The following is a 19,010-nucleotide window of genomic DNA, read 5'->3' as shown; positions in this document are numbered from 1 at the left end:
GTCGCGCCTTTCGCGCGATCACTCAACCGAAATCTCGATGACGTAAGGTCGTCCAGTCGCCCGCGCGCGCCCAAGCGCGTCCGCCAAGCCGCCGGTGCCGGAAATCCGCTCGGCGGCAATGCCGTACGCTTCGGCCAATTTGCAGAAATCCGGCGGTGCCGGGGAGACGCCGACCGGCTCGACGCCGACGTCGAGCATCGAGGTTTCGATCTCGCGGTAGCCACGATTGTTCCAGACGGCGAAGATCACCGGCGCCGCCGCGTCGAGCGCGGCGCCCAGTTCCGGCAGGGTGAACTGGAAGCCGCCGTCGCCGGTGAGGCAAACGACCGGCGCCTCAGGCCTGGCAAGGACGGCACCGATTGCCGCCGGCGGGCCATAGCCAAGCGCGCCGAAGCCGGTGGCGGCGTTGAACCAGCCGCCCGGCCGGTCGTGATTGTAATAGAGGTTAGCGGCGTAGACCGGCTGGGTCGAATCGCCGACGATGATCGCGCCAGGCAGCGCATCGCGGATCGTCTCGACGGCGCGCAATTGCGCCTGCATAGCCGGGCCGATCTCGGCAAAGGCCGCTTGCCGCGTCGCGGCGGCGCGAGCGGCGCCGTCGACCGATTGCGCCTGGCCCGTGCCGAGTTCGGCACGCAGCGCCTCGAGCGCTGCACCGCAATCGGCCTGGATCGAAATCCGGGCCGACCGGCGGGCAAGCTGGTCGGCGCCGATGTCGATGCGGATCAGATTGGCTGGCAGGACAAAACCGCCGTCGCCATAGCCGTCATAGTCGGTCGGACCGAATTCGGTGCCGGCGGCAATGACCAGGTCGGCGCCGGCCATCAGCGCACGCACCGCCTTCAGGCTGGGGCTGGCCGGCACGCCAAGCGGATGGCGATAGAGCAGGCCGCGCGCATTGGCGGTCTGGACGACCGGCGCTCCCAACCTCTCGGCCAGGCGCTGCAACGGCGCTTCGGCAGCTTTGGCGCCGCCGCCGGCCAGGATAAGCGGCCGGCGGGCAGACGCGCATAGCCTTGCCGCCTCGGCAATCGCCGCTACATCCGGCTCGGGCGGCGCTGAATTCCGCAGCAGCGGCACGATGCCGTTGGCCGGCATGGTCATGACATCGGTCGGGATCTCAATATGCACGGGACCCGGACGCGAGGATGAGAACAGCGCAAAGGCGCGGGCGAGCACGCCGGGCAGTTCGCCGGCCTCGGTGACACGGTGCGAAAACAGCGCCACCTTCTCCATCATGCCGCGCTGGTCCGGCAGTTCATGCAGATGGCCAAGGCCTTTGCCCAGCGTCGGCGTGGCGTTGACGCCCGAGATCACCAGCATCGGCACCGAATCGGCGCGCGCCTGACCCATGGCGGTGATGGTGTTGGTCAGCCCCGGCCCGGTGATGACGAAGGCGATACCCGGCCTGCCGCTGGCGCGCGCATAGCCGTCAGCCATGAAGCCGGCGCCCTGCTCGTGGCGCGGCGTGACGTGACGGATCTTCGATCGCGCAAGCCCGCGATAGAGCTCGACCGTGTGTACGCCGGGAATGCCGAAGACGGTGTCGACGCCGTGCGCTTCGAGCAAAGTGATGAGCGCTTCGCCGATGGTCGTCATTGTCTTAGCACCGGGCGTGTGAGGCAGGTAGGACCGCCCTCGCAGGCAATACACAGCGCATCGGCCTCGAATGTCGAGACCGTACAGCCGGCGGCTTGCATGGCAGCCGCCGTCTTCGGAAAACCGGCAACGGCGATAACCTGGCGCGGCGCGGTCGGCAGCACGTTCAGGCTGAGCCCATTCGAGGCGAAGAATTCGTCGGCGTCGCCCTCGACCAGCCAAATGCCGCGTTCGCGCAGCATCTGGTGGAATGCGACCGGCAGGAGGGGCGCATAGACCAGCGCCAGATCGTCTGCGAGCGGGCTGATCACCGACATCAGATGCAGGCAGGCCTCCTCGCCCTGCCAGAGCGGCAGGTCGAAGCCATAGACCTGGATGCCCTTGGGTGAAAGCAGGTTGGAGAGCTGCTGGATGCCGTGCTGATTGGTGCGCACGCCGCGGCCGACGGCCAGCGTGTTTGCATCCACCCACACGCAGTCGCCGCCCTCGACCTGGCCGGGAGCCTCGATACGGCCGAGGATGGGGATGCCCATGCGCCCATAGGCCGCCTCATGCAGGCCGGGCTCTGGCCGGCGCAGCGCCTTGCCCATGGCGAGGATAACCGCGCCATGGTCGGTCATCAGCGACGGATCGTGGGTAAAGACCGAATCGGCAAGCCCGTCATCGGCGTCGCTCAGCCATTCGATTTCGGCGCCTGAGACAGAAATCAGCCTGGCCAGTGCATCATGCTGGGCCGCCGCTTTTTGCGGATCGAAGCCGGGGCCATAGTGCCAATCCAGCGCTTCGGCCCGACGCATGGTGCTGGCGGCGGAGCGCATCAGCACGCGCTGCAGCGGCCCGGCCATCGACTGCGACCCGTATGCTTTGCCCACTAAATTCTCCTGAAACGCGCCCCTCCTGCCAATAGCCACTCGGCAGGCCGTGATCAATGGTCCAAAAACTGCGGTTGACGGAGGCAAGGGGAACGGTCCATCTTGAGAATCGGAACGCTGTCCAGTGACGGGTAATGGGTAAAAAATTCCAGCAAGCACTGCCTCGGCTGCTCCGCGGGGCGCCGCGACGATGACAGCGCCGGCCACCGTCCTGAAGCATACGGCGCAGAACGGCGCCGCCGAAGCCATCCACGTCGAGAACCTGCACAAGAATTTCGGCAAGCTGCACGTACTGAAGGGCGTTTCGCTGTCAGCGCGCGACGGCGAGGTGATCGCCATCATCGGCGGCAGCGGCTCGGGCAAATCGACGCTGCTGCGCTGCATCAACTGCCTGGAGAACCCGACCAGCGGCATTATCCGGGTCAATGGCGAAGAGATAAAGCTGAAGGCCGACAGCTACGGCCACACCGTGCCCGCAGACCGCAAGCAGATCGAACGCATCCGCTCCAAGCTTGGCATGGTCTTCCAGAACTTCAATCTGTGGAGCCACATGACGTTGATCGAGAACGTCATCGAGGTTCCCGTGCATGTGCTCGGCGTCAAGCGCGATGTGGCGATCGGCGAGGCGGAAAAATTGCTCGCCCGCGTTGGCCTGGCCGAAAAACGCGACGTCTATCCTGCCTATCTGTCGGGCGGCCAACAGCAGCGCGCCGCGATCGCCAGGGCGCTGGCCATCAATCCGCGCGTCATGCTGTTCGATGAGCCGACTTCGGCGCTCGACCCGGAACTCGTCGGCGAGGTGCTGAAGGTGATCGGCGACCTGGCGCGCGAAGGCCGCACCATGGTGCTGGTCACCCATGAGATGAAGTTTGCCCGCGAGGTCGCTACGCATGTCGTCTACCTCCACAACGGGCTGGTCGAGGAAGAAGGGCCGCCGGAACAGATCTTCGGCGCACCAAAATCCGAAAGGCTGAAGCAGTTCATCCGCAACATCAGTTAAACCGTGGGCGGACGAAAACCGGGAACAACAACAAAACTGGGAGTCATGACGATGAAGATTATTCTCAAGACCTTTGCGGCAGCGCTGCTGCTTGGCGTTGCCGCCGTGGGCGTGGCCAAGGCCGATCCGGTCAAGATCGGTGTCGCTGCCGAGCCCTATCCGCCGTTCACCTCGCCGGATGCTTCCGGCAAATGGGTCGGTTGGGAAATCGAATTCATCGACGCTGTCTGCACCGAAGAGAAGCTCGACTGCGTCATCACGCCGGTCGCCTGGGACGGCATCATCCCGGCGTTGACGACCAAGAAGATCGACGTCATCGCCAGCTCGATGTCGATCACCGACGAACGCAAGAAGACGATCGACTTCTCCGACAAATATTACAACACCCCGACTGCGATCATCGGGCCGAAGGACCAGAAGTTCGGCTCGACACCGGAGGACCTCAAGGGCAAGATCATCGGCGTCCAGGTCTCGACCGTACACGCCGACTACGCCAAGAAGCACTTCGCCGACGCGGCGGAAATCAAGGAATACCAGACCCAGGACGAGGCCAACCAGGATCTTGCCGCCGGCCGGGTCGACGCGGTGCAGGCCGATTCCATCGCCCTCGACGCCTTCCTGAAATCGGACCAGGGCAAGCAATGCTGCGATCTGAAAGGCATGGTCGCGCCGGATCTGGCCATTCTCGGGCCCGGCGTCGGCGCCGGCGTCCGCAAGGAAGACACCGAGTTGAAGGAAAAGATCAACGCCGGCATCAAGGCCATCCGCGCCAACGGCAAATATGACGAGATTTCGAAGAAGTACTTCGACTTCGACATTTACGGTGCCGACACGCAGTCGAACTGACGGCCTCATCCATGAGCGATTAACCACGCGGCCCCGATAGAGCCGCGTGGTTCGTCGAAATCCATCGACGCGAGCTTCCGCGGGCGGAGATCGCCGGCGGTTTTAGCGCCAGCAATTCGAGGGCGACGCTGATCGACGCATTTGTTCCGACTTGGGCCGCCTCTGCCATCGCGCTTCTCTCGCCCGTGCCGCCGGGCTGGGGTGGAACGCTCATCGTCGGCCTGCTCCATACGATCGAGATCGCGGTCGGCGCCACCGGTCTCGGCCTTTTGATCGGCATCGGCGGCGCCTCCGGCAAGCTATATGGTGGTCCGGTGGTGCGCGATCTCCTGGCAGTCTATACGACCGTCGTGCGCGCCGTGCCGGAGCTGGTGCTGATCCTTCTGCTCTATTACGCCGGTACCGACCTGATCAATCAGATGCTCACGGCAATGGGCTATCAGCGCATGGACATTAGCGGGCTGGCGGCCGGCATTGCCGTGCTCGGCTTCGTCCAGGGCGCCTATTCGACCGAGGTGATCCGCGGCGCGATCCTTGCCATTCCGCAGGGCCAGATCGAAGCCGCGCGCGCCTATGGCATGTCTCCCGGCCTGCTGCTGCGGCGCATCACGCTGCCGGCGATGCTGCCGTTCGCCATACCCGGCCTTGCCAATCTCTGGCTGATCGCCACCAAGGACACAGCCCTGCTGGCGGTCGTCGGCTTTTTCGAGCTGACATTGGCGACACGGCAGGCGGCCGGCGTCACCAAAGCCTATCTGACATTCTTTATCGCCGCCGGCGCGATCTACCTTCTGTTGACGCTGGTTTCGAATCTGATCATCGGCCGCATCGAGACATGGGCCCGCCGCGGCATGCCGTCGCTCAAGGAGGCCCGGTGATGGCTGACCCCGCGATGACTGGCGAAGCGGCGGCCGTCGTGATAGCCGCACGCGCTTCGCTGTGGCTGAAGCCGCATCGTATCGTGCTGATCCTGATCGCGCTGGGACTGGTTTTGGCTGCGGCCGTCTTCATGCGCTGGGACTGGCTGCCTAAATATTACGGGATAGGACTGCTCGGCATCTGGCGCGCGCTGTGGATTCTTGCCGTCACTTGCACGCTGGGTTTCCTGCTCGCAGTGCCGCTCGGACTGGCGCAGGCTGCCGGCGCGTTCTGGTTCGCGGCACCCGCCAAGGTCTTCTGCACCGTCATCAGAGGGACTCCGCTGTTGCTGCAGCTCTGGCTGCTCTATTACGGACTGGGCTCGCTGTTTCCGCAATATCCGTGGATTCGCGAGTCCTGGATGTGGCCCTATCTCAGGCAGGCATGGCCCTACGGCGTCCTCGGGCTGACGCTGTCCTTCGCCGGCTATGAGGGCGAGGTGATGCGAGGCGCTTTTGCCGGCGTGCCGAAGGGCCAATTGGAAGCCGCCCGTGCCTTTGGCATGAGCCGGTGGAGGATTTTCCAGCGAATCTGGCTGCCGCAGGCCTTCTACCGCGCGCTGCCGACGCTGACCGGCGAAACCGTGCTGCAGCTGAAATCGACGCCGCTGGTGGCCACCATCAGCGTGATCGACATATTCGCCGTCTCCTCCAAAGTGCGGCAGGATACCTATCTCACCTATGAACCCTTGCTGCTCTTGGCGTTGATCTATATGGCGATCACCGGCATCCTCGTCTTCACCCTGGGCAAGATCGAGGCGCGGATCCCGAACAAGGTTGGTTAGGTGAATAGTGAATAGTGAATGGTGAATAGTCAGTAGTGCGTAGCCCCTATGTTACCGGCTAAGTCCCCACTCACCATTCACCCATTCCCTCAGATATCCATGGCAATCACAATGCAACTCAGTCTCGACCAGGCGACAGGGCTGTGCCGGATGGCCGCACTTGGCGCTGGCGCCAACGAAGAGGCGGCGCAGTCGCTGGCTGCCTCGATCGTCGCGGCCGAGGCGGAAGGACTGTCGACCGTCGGGCTGTCGCACTTTATCGATTATCTTGAAGCACTGGAGGCCGGCCGTATCGACGGCAACGCCGATCCGGTGATCACCAGGCCGGCGCTCGCGGTCTATCTTTCCGATGCGCGAGGCGGCTTAGCGCATACCGGTTTCGACCGCACGATCGATGACCTCGCCAAGGCGGCGCGGCTGTTCGGCGTCACCATCTTTTCGCAGAAGAATGCTTATACGTGCGGCGCGCTCGGCTATTTCACCGGACGGCTGGCCGCGCAGGGATTGGTGTCGTTCGCCGCCACCAACGGCCCGGCCGTGCTTGCCGGCTCGGGCTCGGTCAAGCCGGTCTACTGCACCAACCCGATGTCCTTTGCGGCACCCGCCGCGGACGGGGCGGCGCTGGTCATCGACCAGTCGTCGAGCGCCACCGCCTTCGTCAACATCCGCAAGGCGGCCGAGGACGGCAAGAAGATCCCCGAAGGCTGGGCACTGGATGCGAGCGGCAATCCGACCACGGACCCGGCAGCTGCAATGAAGGGCGCCATGCTTGCCTTCGGCGGCCAGCGCGGCGCCAACATCGCGCTGATGGTCGAGGTGCTGGCTGCGGGCCTGTCGGGCGCCAACTGGTCGCTCGATGCGCCATGGTTCAGCGGCGGGCCGGACAGTCCGGGGACCGGCCTGTTCGTGCTTGCCGTCGAGCCCAAGCTGCTCGATCCGGACTTCGAAAAGCGGATGAAGGATCAACTCGACCGGCTGCGGCGGCGCTATGGCGTGCATGTGCCGGGGCGTGCCCGGGCCGAGGCCGCGGAGAAGGCGGCGGCGCGCGGCATAAGCGCGCCGAAAGCCGTGGTGCAGCGCATTTCCGAATTCGCCGCCCGCTATTCGTCCTGAAGAAATTCGTTTGTCCGATGAGCGGCTGAGAACGCCGGCCGATCCGGCAGCGCGAGCCTACTTCCCGCAATAATGATCGTTGATGACGTTCGCCGCATTCGCGTCCGGCCCTACCCTGTTGTAGGAGCAGGGTTCGGCGGCCGTCGTGAACAGGTGGTTGTCATAGTAGCGCGGGCCACCGAACAGAATGTCGATGATGTTGCCGTTGGCCGGAACGTAGCGTTCGGGTTGAGCTTGGTGGTGATGCCGGTTTGCCCCGAATGCCGAGGCACCAATGCTGCAGCCTGTTGCGAAAGCCAGAGCGAAGATCGCAACGCGTTTTGTCGTCATCGGCAATATCCTCCATTCGGAATCAAACCATACATCCTAAAATCGCCGGCCGGAACAAAGGTTCCTGTCCCGAATGGAGTTACCTAAAGCCCGGCGTCGGCGGGTTTTCTGCCGTTTCCAACGGATACTGGAAATCATGCTTCAACAATGCCGGGCGACCGATGGTCACCCTTTGCCTTTGGCGCGAAACCGACTATGAAACGGCTTCAACCAAGCCATCTGGATAGCCGCCGGAGCCAGCCATGACCGAAATCCTGCAGACCCCAAAGCTCGTGGTCGTGTTCGGCGGCTCCGGGTTTGTCGGTCGTCATGTCGTGCGGGCGCTGGCCAAGCGCGGCTACCGCATCCGGGTTGCCTGCCGTCGGCCCGATCTCGCCGGCCACCTGCAGCCGCTCGGCAATGTCGGGCAGATCCAGCCGGTGCAGGCCAATGTCCGGGTGCGCTGGTCGGTCGACCGCGCCGTGCAAGGCGCGGACCATGTCGTCAATCTGGTTGCGATCGCGCATGAGGCCGGCCGGCAGAAATTCACTGCCGTCCACGAATTCGGCGCGCGCGCTGTCGCTGAAGCGGCGCGCGCCGTCGGCGCCGGCCTCACCCACATCTCGGCTCTGGGAGCGGATCTCCACGCGCAATCGGACTACGCGCGTACCAAGGCGCTCGGCGAAAAGGCCGTTCTGGAGACGGTCCAAGACGCCGTGATCTTGCGGCCATCGATCAATTTCGGGCCAGAGGACGGTTTCTTCAACCGCTTTGCCAACATGGCCCGCTTTTCCCCGGTGCTGCCGCTGATCGGCGGCGGGCAGACGAAATTCCAGCCGGTCTATGTCGGCGACGTCGCCGAAGCGGTGGCGCATTCGGTCGACGGCAAGGTCCAGGGCGGCCGGATATATGAACTCGGCGGGCCGCAAGTGCTTACCTTCAAGGAATGCATGCAACAGCTGCTTATCATCATCGAACGCAAGCGGTTTTTGCTGCCCGTGCCATGGTGGCTGGCGAACCTCCAGGCATCAATTCTCGGGCTGTTGCCCAATCCGTTGTTGACCAAGGACCAGGTCCTGCTGTTGCGCCAGCACAATGTCGTGTCGGAAGCCGCCGTCAAGGACAACCGGACGCTCGCCGGCCTCGGGATCCAGCCACGGTCGATCGGAACCATCCTGCCCAGCTATCTCTGGCGCTACCGCGCCGCCGGCCAGTTCCAACGCAAGTCCGCCGCATAATACGAACGGACGTCCGGTTGCCTACGAGGCGCGCCGGGTGACCTGCATCGGCAGGCCGCCTTGCGGCTGCGTCGTCAGCTTCTGCACCGGCCAGGGGCGGGTTTCCGCGGTGGCGTCGAAACGGTAGCGCGACAGCATGATCGCCAACGCGATGATTGCCTCCTGCATGGCGAAGCTGGCGCCGATGCAGACGCGGGGGCCGGCGCCGAACGGCAAATACTGGAAACGATCGATCTTTTCGCGGCTTCCCGGATGGAAGCGTTCCGGCATGAAAGCGTCCGGCCGGTCCCACAATTTCCGATGGCGGTGGACGACCCACGGCATCACCAGCACCGCAGCACGTCGCGGTATGTAGAGGCCGTTCCAGGTTTCGGGCTCGATCGGTTCGCGGTTGATCGACGGCGCCGGCGGATAGAGCCTGAGCGCCTCGTCGAAGGCGGCGCGGGTGAGCGGCATGGCGTCGAGCCATTTCGTCGGGTCGGGCTCACGCGCCAACACCGCATCGATCTCGTGCTCGATCTTTTCGCGCTCCCACGGCGCTTCGGCAAGGCAGTAGAGCGTCCAGCCGAGCGCCCTGGCCGTAGTCTCGTGGCCGGCACCGATGAAGGTGATGATGTTGTCCTCGACCTCGGCCCGGGTCAGCCCGCCCGGTCCCTCAGCCTTCAACAGCAGCGTGAGAAAATCCTGCGGCACGGTGTCCGGAGCGCGCCTCAGCCGCGCCTCGCGCATCTGCACCGTGTCGGTGACGATCTTGCGGAAGTAGGCCATGGTCTTGCGGCCGCGGATGCGGGTCAGGCGCGGCAGCCAGTCGGGCGCACGCAAAAGGTCGAGCGGATCGACCCGGCCCATCGTCTCGAACAGGCGATCGATCTCCTTGGCGAAGCTACCGGGCTCGCCCGATATCTCGCCCGAAAACAGCGTCTCGGCCAGGATATCGAAGGTGAGCAGCGTCATGTCGTGGGCGATATCCGACGTGCCACCTTGCTCGTAACGGGTGACGAATTCGAGCGTGCGTTTCAGCATCGGCTCGGCGAAGCCGAAGATGTGGCGCGGCGTGAACACCGGCGCCATCGCCTTGCGCGAACGCCGCCACACTTCGCCCTCGGCGGTCAGCAGCCCGTCGCGCAAGATCGGCCGCAGGATCAACTGGCGCACCGTGGCCATCTTGTAGTTCTTGGCGTTGTCGACAAGCACATGGCGGATGAGGCCGGGATCGTTGGCGATGACCAGCGGTCCCCCGACGCCGTTCACCGAAATCCAGGGCTCGTTGTAGGTCGCCTCACCCCACAGTTCGAGCGGATTGCGGTAGACGATGCGGATCATCTCCAGCGTTGAAGGCGGCGCGGTGCGCGGCTTCGGCGCCGGCGGGACGAAGGGGACGGGCTGACTGTCCATGGCTTGCTCCGCTGACACCTCAATGTAGTGGCGGGCAAGGCAGGCGTCCATGTGACTGGACGACAAGGCGAAGCATCCGCTCTCTGGAATGTGACCGGGGCACCGGAAAGTGCCTGCTTGCTGTGTCGGGCTGCGTGTCTTAGGTGGCAGCACCACAGATGCCACTAACCGGCGGGAGCCTGCCTTGAAGCACCAGTTGAACGTCATCATCGGCAGCACGCGGCCGGGCCGCGCCGGACCCGCTTTCGCAAAGTGGCTGGAGAGCTTTGCGCGCGAGCATGGCAAATTCGAGCCGGTGCTCACTGACATCGCCGCATTCAACCTGCCGGTGCTGGACGAGCCGCATCATCCGAGACTCGGCAAATACGAAAACAGCCACACGAAAGCCTGGTCGAAAGCAATCGACGCAGCCGACGCATTCGTCTTCGTGGCGCCGGAGTACAATTATTTCACCGCTCCCGCGATCGTCAACGCGGTCGACTACCTGCTCAGGGAATGGCGATACAAGCCGGCCGCCATCCTCAGCTACGGCGGTGTCTCCGGCGGTTTGCGAGCGGCGCAGGCGGTCAAACCGTTGCTGACCGCCGTCGGTGTCATGCCGATTCCGGAAGGCGTGGCGCTGCCGATGTACCAGAAGCTGCTCGACGAGACCGGCGCCTTCCTGCCCAGCGAGCAGGTGCTCGGCGGGGCCAGGACCATGCTGGACGAGCTGTTCCGCTGGAGCGAAGCGCTGAGGCCGATGCGCGCCAGCTAACAACGCGAACGGCCGAACTGGCCGATGCCATAACTTGCTCATGCCATAAAGAGATGGAATGCTCCGGCAAATGACCGGGCCGGGGCGGTTCGATTTGCGTTTTCTGTTTGCCTTGCTGCTGATCCTCTCGACGGCCTCCGCTGCAATGGCGGAGCGGCGCGCTGCGCTGGTCATCGCCGAGAACGACTACCGGCTGATCCGGCCGCTCGCCAATCCCGTCAATGACGGCGAGATCATGGAAACGGTGCTGAGGAAGCTCGGTTTCGAGGTCTTCCTCGAAACCAACCGCGACCTGCGGCGCATGCGCCGGGCGCTTGACGATTTCCGCGAGGATGCCAAAGGCGCCGACGTGGCACTGGTGTTCTTCTCCGGCCACGGCGTCGAGATAGCCGGCGAGAATCGGCTCCTGCCGGTCGATGCAGACGCGTCGTCGCTCGCTACGCTGGAAAGGACCAGCCTGCCGCTGGAGGAGATCCGCGCGACCGTCGCCGCCACCAGCAAGGTCGGACTGATCGTGCTCGATGCCTGCCGCAGCGATCCGTTTGCGGCTACGGGCGGCGAAGGCCGCGGCGCAACGGCGCTGGTAAAAGAGGTCAGCGACAAGGTCCGGCCGGGTCTTGGCCGCATCGGGCGGGCAGAAAACATTCTGTTTGCTTTCTCGGCGGCGCCCGGCGAGACCGCCGCGGATGGGACCGGCCAGAATTCGCCGTTCACCGCGGCGTTGACGAAATATCTCGGCACCGAAGGTCTCGAGATCCGCTCCGTGCTGACGCTCGTGCAGCAGGAGGTCTACGACCTCTCGCGCGGTAAGCAATTGCCCTATGTCGAGAGCGGCCTGCCGCAGCTGTTCTTTGCCGCCTCGGCCAAGGAGAAATTGCCGGAACGCGAACGCCTGTTGCTGGCCATGGCCGAGGTGACGCCTCAGATGCGCGGCGAAGTGGAGAAGATCGCCAGCGACGCCGACATGCCGCTGGCACCGCTCTATGGCGCGTTGATCAGTTCCGATGCCGGCCACCTCTCCGCGGACAGTCTGAACGCCAGGCTGCGTGAGGCAGCCGACGCCTTCGTCAAGGTGCGGAGCGAAATGCAGACGCTTGGATCCGACGATCTCAGAGTGTCGGCGTTGCGCCGGCAGGCCGAAGAGCAGCTTTCGCTGGGAGCGTTCGATGCGGCGCGGAAAAAGCTCGCCGAGGCAGCCGAGATCGACAGTGTCTCTCGCAACGCTTTGAAGGCCAATTTCGTCAGCCGCACGCTCTCCGAGGCCGCAACGCGCTATTTGTCCGGCGGGGCGGCGCGCGCCGACCTCGACTACGCCACAGCCATCAAGGACTATGAGTCCGTGCTCGCGCTTTATGGCGAAGCCGGACAGGTGGTGCTGTCGCTCGACGATGCCGACCGCTTGATCCGCACGCTGGACGAGCTCGGCAAGCTCTATACCACGATCGGCAATATCGATGCGGCCGGCCGCGCGTTCGAGGCGCTGCAAGCCGATCTTGAGCGGCGGTCGCATCATGAAACCGATCCCAACGTGAAGCGCGACTTCGCCGTCAGCCACGTCAAGCTCGGCAACGTGCGGATTGCGCAAGGCAATCTGCCGACAGCGCTGCAGAATTATGAGACGGCCAAGACCATTCTGCAGGGCCTGACCGAGGCAGAACCGGCTAATCTGGCGTGGTTCGGCGACCTCGCCATGGCCGACGACAAGATCGGCAACGTATTGGCGACGCAAGGCGATCTGGCCGGCGCCGCAGAGGTCTACCAGGAAAGCCTGTCGATCAAGAAGCAGCTCGCCGCCGGAGAGCCGGACCGTGCCGAACTGCAGCGCGACCTGACCATCACCTACGATGAGATCGGTCACCTTGCCCATATCGCAGGCCAACTGGACAACGCACAGGCGGCCTATGAAGAGAGCCTGAAGGTGCGGCTGGCGCTGGCGGCGGACAAACCGGGAGACGCCGACCGGCAGCGTGACGTCTCGGTCAGCCACGATACGATAGGCGACCTGCTGCGCGAACGCGGCGACGCCGCCGGGGCGCTGGCGGCCTACAAGGAAGGTCTGGCGATCGTCAAGCAACTGGCGAAACGCGATCCGGACGACACCGAGTTGAAGCGCGACCTGTCGGTCGGCAACGCCAAGATCGGCAATGCGCTGAGCGACCAGCAGAATTGGCCGGCGGCACTTTCGGCTTATCGTGAGGCACTTTCGCAGGCCAGCGCGCTCGCCGCCGGCGACCCGAACAACACCGAATGGCAGCGCGACCTTTCCGTGTGCATCGAGAAAGTCGCCGGCGTCCTGGCGATACAGGGCGACCACAAAGGCGCGCTGAAAGCCTATCTGGACAGCTACGCGATTGCGCAGAGGCTGGCCAAGCTCGATCCCGCCAATTCCGACTGGCAGCGGGACTTGTCGATAACGCTGTCCGAAGTCGCCACGCTGCGCCTCAGGCAGCGCGACGTCAGGGGCGCCCGGCAAGCCCTTCAGGACAGTCTGGCCATTCGCGAGAAACTTGCCCGGTCCGATCCGGACAACGCCACCTGGCAGCGCGACCTGGTGGTCGCCTATATCGACTACGCCCAAGTCGCAAAGGACCCGAAGGCTGTGCTTTCCAAGGCGCTCGACATGACGCTCGAGCTCGACCGGAGCGGGCGGTTGGCACCGCGCCACAAGTTCATGATCAAGTTTTTACGTGAGCGGCTGGCCAGGATCGAAGCCAGGCGGCGATAGCCTGCTCACGCGATGGTCATTCCGTTCCGAAATGCCTGCAAACCTTGGAAAAACCGCCTTTTGCGCCTATATCTACGACATTAGAAATGCGCGATTCGAAGCCGATTTTTCGCGCTCTGCACACGGCATCAATCAGACAGGTTTTCATGAGCGACCAGACCGACATCGCCAACGGCGTTGAAGCCGAATACGGCGCCGATTCCATCAAGGTTTTGAAGGGCTTGGATGCCGTTCGCAAGCGGCCGGGCATGTATATCGGCGATACCGACGACGGCTCGGGCCTGCACCACATGGTCTATGAGGTGGTCGACAACGCCATCGACGAAGCACTGGCCGGCCATGCCGACCTGGTGACGGTGACGCTCAATCCGGACGGATCGGTGACGGTCATCGACAATGGCCGCGGCATTCCGACCGATATCCACACCGGCGAAGGCATTTCAGCGGCCGAAGTGATCATGACGCAGCTGCATGCCGGCGGCAAGTTCGACCAGAACTCCTACAAGGTCTCAGGCGGCCTGCACGGCGTCGGCGTGTCGGTCGTCAACGCCCTGTCGGCCTGGCTGAAACTGAAGATCCGCCGCAACGGCCAGATCTACGAGATGAGTTTCACGCATGGCAATGCCGACGCGCCGCTGCGGATCACCGGCAGTTATGAACAAGACAAGGTCCCCGGCACCTATGAAGGGCGCAGCGGCAGCGAAATCACGTTTTTGCCGTCGTCCGAGACGTTCACCATGGTCGAATTCGACTACGGTACGCTGGAGCATCGGCTGCGCGAGCTCGCCTTCCTGAACTCCGGCGTGCGCATCGTTTTGACCGATGCCCGCCATGCCGACATCGTGCGCCATGAACTGCACTACGATGGCGGGCTGGAAGAGTTCGTCCGATATCTCGACCGGACGAAGAAGCCGTTGCTCGACAAGCCGATCTCGATCCGCGCCGAGCGCGACGGCATCACGGTCGAAGTCGCCATGTGGTGGAACGACAGCTACCACGAGAACGTGCTGGCCTTCACCAACAACATCCCGCAACGCGACGGCGGCACGCATCTGGCAGGCTTCCGCGGTGCGCTGACGCGCCAGATAACCGGTTATGGCGACTCCTCGGGCCTGACCAAGAAGGAAAAAGTGGCGCTGATCGGCGATGATTGCCGCGAAGGGCTGACCGCGGTGCTGTCGGTCAAGGTTCCCGACCCGAAATTCTCCTCGCAGACCAAGGACAAGCTGGTGTCGTCCGAGGTCCGCCCGGTGGTCGAAGGGCTTGTCAACGAAGCGCTCGGCACCTGGCTCGAGGAGCACCCGACCGAGGGCAAGGCGGTCATCGAGAAGGTCATCCAGGCCGCTGCCGCGCGCGAAGCCGCGCGCAAGGCACGCGACATCACCCGCAAGAGTTCGCTCGGCGTCACCTCGCTGCCCGGCAAGCTGGCTGATTGCCAGGAGCGCGATCCGGCGAAATCCGAGATCTTTATCGTCGAGGGCGACAGCGCCGGCGGCTCGGCCAAGGGCGGCCGTTCGCGCCAGAACCAGGCCATTCTTCCGCTGCGCGGCAAGATCCTCAATGTCGAGCGCGCCCGCTTCGACCGCATGCTCGGCTCCGACATGATCGGCACGCTGATCACCGCGCTCGGCACCTCGATCGGCAAGGACGAGTTCAACGCCGACAAGCTGCGCTACCACAAGATCATCCTGATGACCGACGCCGATGTCGACGGCGCCCACATCCGCACCTTGCTGCTGACCTTCTTCTTCCGGCAGATGCCGGAACTGATCGAACGCGGGCATCTCTACATCGCGCAGCCGCCGCTCTACAAGGTGACGCGCGGGAAGAGCTCGCAATACATCAAGGACGAAGCCGCCTTCGAGGAATTCCTGATCGGCTCCGGGCTGGAAGAAGCGTCGCTTGCGCTCAGCACAGGCGAGGTGCGGGCTGGACAGGACCTGCGCAGCGCCATCGACGACGCCTTGGCTGTCCGCCAGCTCATCAACGGATTGCACACGCGCTATAACAGAGGCGTGGTCGAGCAGGCAGCGATTGCCGGCGCGCTCAACCCGGAGATCTTCACCGACCTCCGCCGCGCCAACGAAACGGCCGAGCGTGTTGCCCGTCGTCTCGACATTATCGCCGAGGACACCGAGCGCGGCTGGATCGGCCGCATGTCGACCTCGAACGAGGGCATTGGCGGCTATGTCTTCGAGCGAACGGTGCGCAGCGTCAAGGAGTTCGCGCATCTCGACCTGGCATTGATCAATTCCGCCGACGCACGCCAGCTCGACCGCTATGCGCCGCGCCTGGCGGAAATCTACGGCGAGCCGCCGGTGCTGCGCCGCAAGGATGTCTCGGAAACCATTTCGGGGCCGCTGGCACTGCTCAATGCCGTGTTTGCCACCGGCCGCAAGGGCCTGACCATGCAGCGCTACAAGGGCCTTGGCGAAATGAACGCCGAGCAGCTCTGGGAAACGACGCTCGACCCGAATGTGCGCTCGCTGTTACAGGTCAAGGTCAATGACGCGACTGATGCGGACAGCTTGTTTTCACGGCTGATGGGCGACGAGGTCGAGCCAAGGCGCGAATTCATCCAGGAAAACGCGCTGTCGGTTGCCAATCTGGACATTTGAGTCGCCATCCAGATACCCAGCCAGCAGGCATGAAGTGTATTGGTGCGCCTTGGCGCACCAATACGACTGCTGCAACGCAACAAAGATCACCAGGACCGCCGGAACGGAAAGGCTTTCAAGGCATTGTAGTTGATCACAATCGCCGCAGGAGGCATCCATGGGACGTGGCATTTTGCTCTGGCTTCTCGGAGTCCCAATTCCGATCATTATTCTGATCATGCTGTTCGCACGGTAGGGAGGCTTCGATGCAGTCCACCGTAACAGCTGTCGACGTTTCCGCCCCGACGGAATCCGCTTCCACTGCTGTCAGCTGGGGGCCAATCGTCGCCGGCGCCTTTGCTGCGTCAACGCTTACCTTCATCTTGATGCTGCTCGGCTCCGGGCTTGGGCTGAGCATGGTGTCGCCATGGTCCGGCTCGGGTGCGTCAGTCACCACTTTCGCCGTTTCCACCGCCGTCTGGCTGATCGTCGTGCAGTGGCTGTCCTCGGCCCTGGGTGGCTACCTCGCCGGACGCCTGCGCACCAAATGGGTCGGCATCCACACCGATGAAGTCTTCTTCCGCGATACCGCTCACGGCTTCCTGGCCTGGGCGCTGGCGACGCTGCTCGTCGCCGGCGTGCTCGGCACGGCGCTTTCGGCCGCGATAGGTACCGGTGTCCAGGCTGCTTCGACTGTGGCATCGGGCGCGGCAATGGGCGCTTCGGCAGGTGCTGCTGCAAACGCGGGTAGCGCCTCGACTGACAACGCCACATCGTATTTCGTCGATACGCTGTTCCGCCCGGCCGATCCGGCAAGGCTCGCTGCCGCCAATCCGGAGAGCGACGCTGCGGCAACGGCGCAGGCATCGCGCATTCTAATCGCGAGTGCCGCAGCAGGCGAAATATCGGCCGACGACAAGACCTATCTATCGCGGCTGGTGGCCGCCCGCACAGGCCTGTCCGAAGCGGATGCCACCGCTCGCGTCGATACGGTAATCGCCAGAGCGCAGGACGCCAAGGTCAAGGCCCAGCAGGCGGCCGACACCGCCAGAAAGGCAGGCGCGACCTTCTCGTTGATTGGCGCGCTGTCGCTGGTCGTCGGGGCCTTCATTGCCAGCGCGGCTGCAGCACTTGGCGGCAGGCAGCGCGACGACGAGGAAGCGATTTTCCTGACCAATCGTTGATCGGTGACTAAGCGAACTCGGTCCGCTTCGGGAAGATTACGCCCGAAGGGGACCTTGCTTTGAACTGCCGCCGCGCATTGCTTGCCGCCTACAGCTCAGCTTCCAGTTTGCGGCCGAGATCGACCGCATCGCGCAGCACGGCAAGGTGCGAGCGCGGCTGTACGCCGGCCAGCGCGTCGACCTCGACGCCGCTCGCCGTCAGCGACCAGTAGAGCCTGTGCGTGAAGACGCGGCCGCCCGAGCCGCGCAGCTCGACCTGGATGTTTTCCACGCCGGGACCAAAATTTTCCGTCATCCGCCCTGAAATCGGGTCGCCGGTCAGCCAGCCATTGCCCCTGTCGAAAATATTGGTCCAGCGTGTCGCGGCAAACACCGCGCCATGATGCACTGCCCGCTGCGGCTTGCCGGAATGGCTGCGCCCTTCCTGGTAGAGCATGGTCCCGCCCGCCGCTCTGTCGGCGATCGGCGGGCATGCTGAAAACAGGCGCTCGGCGATGCCGCGCCTGAATTCGGCGAGGTTGTAGGTCACCAGAAACTCGCTGTGGGTCAGCGGACTGCCGAGCGTGACGAAATCGCTGATCTTCCACGGCAGCGGATGATCGGCGTCGCCGACGCGAAGCTGCCGGTAGAGCTCCCATTGGCTGCGCCGGAATGCGGGGAGGTCATCGAGGCTGTCGGGCCAAGCGGAGGCATCGGCGACCAGCGTCGCCTTGTCGACGGCGTGGATCGCCTTCAGCCTCGCTTTGTCGCGAATGGCTTCCAACTTTCTAGGCCTGAAATCGGCCCACAATATCTGCAACAGATCATAGGCGATGATCGACCCGAGGCTGTGCGAGACCAGCACGATGCGGTCATAGGCATCGTCCATCATGAGACGCTTCAGCAGCTTGAGGCCACGCTCGCGGACCAGCGCCCGCTTCTCGACCGTTGCCGCTTCGGCCCGCACATAGGCGGCGACGTCGCCGAAATAGGGCAAGCCAAACTGGTCCACCAACCAGATGACGAACGACGCCAGAACCGTGACAAGCACACCCGTCGTCCAGGAGATGTAGCCTTGCCAGGTCGACGTTGCGAGCGCCAGCGCCGCGCCCAGGACCACGAGGGTGGCCAAAAGCGTGACGACATAGAGTTTGAGCACATCGCGCGGAATATCGGCCGGCTTGCGCCAGAGCAGGGTCGTCACCCAGGCAGCAAGGCGGCTTCGGGTCGTGCCCTGGGTGATGTCGGCCCAGTAAAGCTCGTAGAAATCGGTGCGGCGGCCATCGACATCATAGGGCGTGGTGATCCGGCGGAGTTCGTGCGAATTGGTCCGGCTGTCGGGCGTGATCCAGCTCTGGTTGATCTTCGCACCCATCGGGTCGGCCGGATCGGGGACATGGGCATAGAACGGTGCACGGGCCGGATCGTGGCTCCATACGGCCTGGACAAACTCCCTCAACGTGTCCATGGGCCGCTGCTCGCCCATGCCGTGCACGACCACTACCGCCTGGCTGCGCTTGCGTGGCGCCTTCTCTGCTGCGGTCAGATCGGCGGCCGGCGATGCAGCAGAACCAGGGTCGGGCACCAGCACCTCCACGATGACGCCGTTAGCAAGACGACGGGTCGGCATCGTAGCTTCAGAACCGGTAACAGCCAAGAAAAAGCCCGGCGCGGAGCCGGGCTGTATTCGACGATCG

Annotated in this window: 15 protein-coding genes; 10 read left to right on the top strand and 5 right to left on the bottom strand. The window is 64.0% G+C overall.

The annotated features are described in order from the left end of the window. Nucleotides 1–18: 18 nt before the first annotated feature. Together NKI72_RS00450 and NKI72_RS00445 are read right to left on the bottom strand one after the other, a co-directional pair. The gene (locus NKI72_RS00450; protein ID WP_352849767.1) at nt 19–1,599 is read right to left on the bottom strand and encodes a 5-guanidino-2-oxopentanoate decarboxylase; all 1,581 of its coding nucleotides are present in this window, start codon (nt 1,597–1,599) and stop codon (nt 19–21) included. Then, nucleotides 1,596–2,444: a dimethylarginine dimethylaminohydrolase family protein gene (locus NKI72_RS00445; protein ID WP_352849812.1), complete on the bottom strand. Its 849-nt coding sequence runs from the start codon at nt 2,442–2,444 to the stop codon at nt 1,596–1,598. The genes NKI72_RS00450 and NKI72_RS00445 overlap by 4 nt, the downstream gene beginning before the upstream one ends. 217 nt (nt 2,445–2,661) lie before the next feature. Between NKI72_RS00445 and NKI72_RS00440 the strand changes: the two genes are divergently transcribed. The 5 genes from NKI72_RS00440 (at nt 2,662) to NKI72_RS00420 (ending at nt 7,132) form a co-directional block, all read left to right on the top strand. After that, the gene (locus tag NKI72_RS00440; RefSeq protein ID WP_352849766.1) at nt 2,662–3,471 is read left to right on the top strand and encodes an ABC transporter ATP-binding protein; all 810 of its coding nucleotides are present in this window, start codon (nt 2,662–2,664) and stop codon (nt 3,469–3,471) included. A gap of 51 nt (nt 3,472–3,522) precedes the next feature. Beyond that, nucleotides 3,523–4,317: a transporter substrate-binding domain-containing protein gene (locus tag NKI72_RS00435; RefSeq protein ID WP_352849765.1), complete on the top strand. Its 795-nt coding sequence runs from the start codon at nt 3,523–3,525 to the stop codon at nt 4,315–4,317. Between the two features lie 212 nt (nt 4,318–4,529). Continuing rightward, nucleotides 4,530–5,195 (top strand): ABC transporter permease, encoded by a 666-nt coding sequence (locus NKI72_RS00430; protein WP_352578586.1) that lies wholly within the window; start codon nt 4,530–4,532, stop codon nt 5,193–5,195. Between the two features lie 14 nt (nt 5,196–5,209). After that, nucleotides 5,210–6,019, top strand: a complete 810-nt coding sequence (locus NKI72_RS00425; RefSeq protein ID WP_352849811.1) for an ABC transporter permease — start codon at nt 5,210–5,212, stop codon at nt 6,017–6,019. 111 nt (nt 6,020–6,130) lie between these two features. Beyond that, nucleotides 6,131–7,132, top strand: a complete 1,002-nt coding sequence (locus NKI72_RS00420) for an Ldh family oxidoreductase (protein ID WP_352849764.1) — start codon at nt 6,131–6,133, stop codon at nt 7,130–7,132. A 57-nt stretch (nt 7,133–7,189) separates the two neighbouring features. On the opposite strand, the gene NKI72_RS00415 is transcribed toward NKI72_RS00420, so the two are convergent. Beyond that, entirely contained in the window at nt 7,190–7,462 is a 273-nt protein-coding gene (locus tag NKI72_RS00415; RefSeq protein WP_352540381.1) for a hypothetical protein, read from the bottom strand. A gap of 242 nt (nt 7,463–7,704) precedes the next feature. Between NKI72_RS00415 and NKI72_RS00410 the strand changes: the two genes are divergently transcribed. After that, nucleotides 7,705–8,679, top strand: coding sequence for a complex I NDUFA9 subunit family protein (locus tag NKI72_RS00410; protein ID WP_352501121.1), 975 nt, complete (start codon nt 7,705–7,707; stop codon nt 8,677–8,679). A gap of 21 nt (nt 8,680–8,700) precedes the next feature. On the opposite strand, the gene NKI72_RS00405 is transcribed toward NKI72_RS00410, so the two are convergent. Next, nucleotides 8,701–10,074 (bottom strand): cytochrome P450, encoded by a 1,374-nt coding sequence (locus NKI72_RS00405; protein WP_352849762.1) that lies wholly within the window; start codon nt 10,072–10,074, stop codon nt 8,701–8,703. A 184-nt stretch (nt 10,075–10,258) separates the two neighbouring features. Here NKI72_RS00405 and NKI72_RS00400 point away from each other — a divergent pair, with 184 nt between their 5' ends. The 4 genes from NKI72_RS00400 (at nt 10,259) to NKI72_RS00385 (ending at nt 17,334) form a co-directional block, all read left to right on the top strand. Beyond that, a complete protein-coding gene (locus NKI72_RS00400) occupies nt 10,259–10,828 on the top strand; it encodes an NADPH-dependent FMN reductase (protein ID WP_352681479.1) in 570 nt (189 codons plus the stop codon). A gap of 58 nt (nt 10,829–10,886) precedes the next feature. Next, on the top strand, nt 10,887–13,553 hold the full coding sequence (locus NKI72_RS00395) for a caspase family protein (RefSeq protein WP_352849761.1): 2,667 nt from the start codon (nt 10,887–10,889) through the stop codon (nt 13,551–13,553). A gap of 146 nt (nt 13,554–13,699) precedes the next feature. Continuing rightward, complete coding sequence (gene gyrB / locus NKI72_RS00390; RefSeq protein WP_352453677.1) at nt 13,700–16,171, top strand: DNA topoisomerase (ATP-hydrolyzing) subunit B; 2,472 nt, start codon at nt 13,700–13,702, stop codon at nt 16,169–16,171. A 245-nt stretch (nt 16,172–16,416) separates the two neighbouring features. Beyond that, complete coding sequence (locus NKI72_RS00385; RefSeq protein WP_352501122.1) at nt 16,417–17,334, top strand: hypothetical protein; 918 nt, start codon at nt 16,417–16,419, stop codon at nt 17,332–17,334. 88 nt (nt 17,335–17,422) lie between these two features. Here NKI72_RS00385 and NKI72_RS00380 read toward each other — a convergent pair whose 3' ends face one another. Continuing rightward, complete coding sequence (locus NKI72_RS00380; RefSeq protein WP_352849760.1) at nt 17,423–18,943, bottom strand: hypothetical protein; 1,521 nt, start codon at nt 18,941–18,943, stop codon at nt 17,423–17,425. Nucleotides 18,944–19,010: the final 67 nt, after the last annotated feature.

The sequence above is a fragment of the Mesorhizobium sp. M0437 genome, from assembly GCF_040321335.1.
Classification (GTDB): Bacteria; Pseudomonadota; Alphaproteobacteria; order Rhizobiales; family Rhizobiaceae; genus Mesorhizobium.
Note: the sequence above shows the minus strand (reverse complement) of the source record. Positions and strands in the feature narration are given on the sequence as shown.

Bases quoted from the DNA above. Each gene is read 5' to 3' on its own strand.
- gyrB (WP_352453677.1), top strand. From the start codon at position 13,700: ATGAGCGACCAGACCGACATCGCCAACGGCGTTGAAGCCGAATACGGC.
- NKI72_RS00435 (WP_352849765.1), top strand. From the start codon at position 3,523: ATGAAGATTATTCTCAAGACCTTTGCGGCAGCGCTGCTGCTTGGCGTT.
- NKI72_RS00450 (WP_352849767.1), bottom strand. From the start codon at position 1,599: ATGACGACCATCGGCGAAGCGCTCATCACTTTGCTCGAAGCGCACGGC.
- NKI72_RS00415 (WP_352540381.1), bottom strand. From the start codon at position 7,462: ATGACGACAAAACGCGTTGCGATCTTCGCTCTGGCTTTCGCAACAGGC.
- NKI72_RS00395 (WP_352849761.1), top strand. From the start codon at position 10,887: ATGCTCCGGCAAATGACCGGGCCGGGGCGGTTCGATTTGCGTTTTCTG.
- NKI72_RS00445 (WP_352849812.1), bottom strand. From the start codon at position 2,444: ATGGCCGGGCCGCTGCAGCGCGTGCTGATGCGCTCCGCCGCCAGCACC.
- NKI72_RS00420 (WP_352849764.1), top strand. From the start codon at position 6,131: ATGCAACTCAGTCTCGACCAGGCGACAGGGCTGTGCCGGATGGCCGCA.
- NKI72_RS00380 (WP_352849760.1), bottom strand. From the start codon at position 18,943: ATGCCGACCCGTCGTCTTGCTAACGGCGTCATCGTGGAGGTGCTGGTG.
- NKI72_RS00385 (WP_352501122.1), top strand. From the start codon at position 16,417: ATGCAGTCCACCGTAACAGCTGTCGACGTTTCCGCCCCGACGGAATCC.
- NKI72_RS00425 (WP_352849811.1), top strand. From the start codon at position 5,210: ATGACTGGCGAAGCGGCGGCCGTCGTGATAGCCGCACGCGCTTCGCTG.
- NKI72_RS00410 (WP_352501121.1), top strand. From the start codon at position 7,705: ATGACCGAAATCCTGCAGACCCCAAAGCTCGTGGTCGTGTTCGGCGGC.
- NKI72_RS00440 (WP_352849766.1), top strand. From the start codon at position 2,662: ATGACAGCGCCGGCCACCGTCCTGAAGCATACGGCGCAGAACGGCGCC.
- NKI72_RS00405 (WP_352849762.1), bottom strand. From the start codon at position 10,074: ATGGACAGTCAGCCCGTCCCCTTCGTCCCGCCGGCGCCGAAGCCGCGC.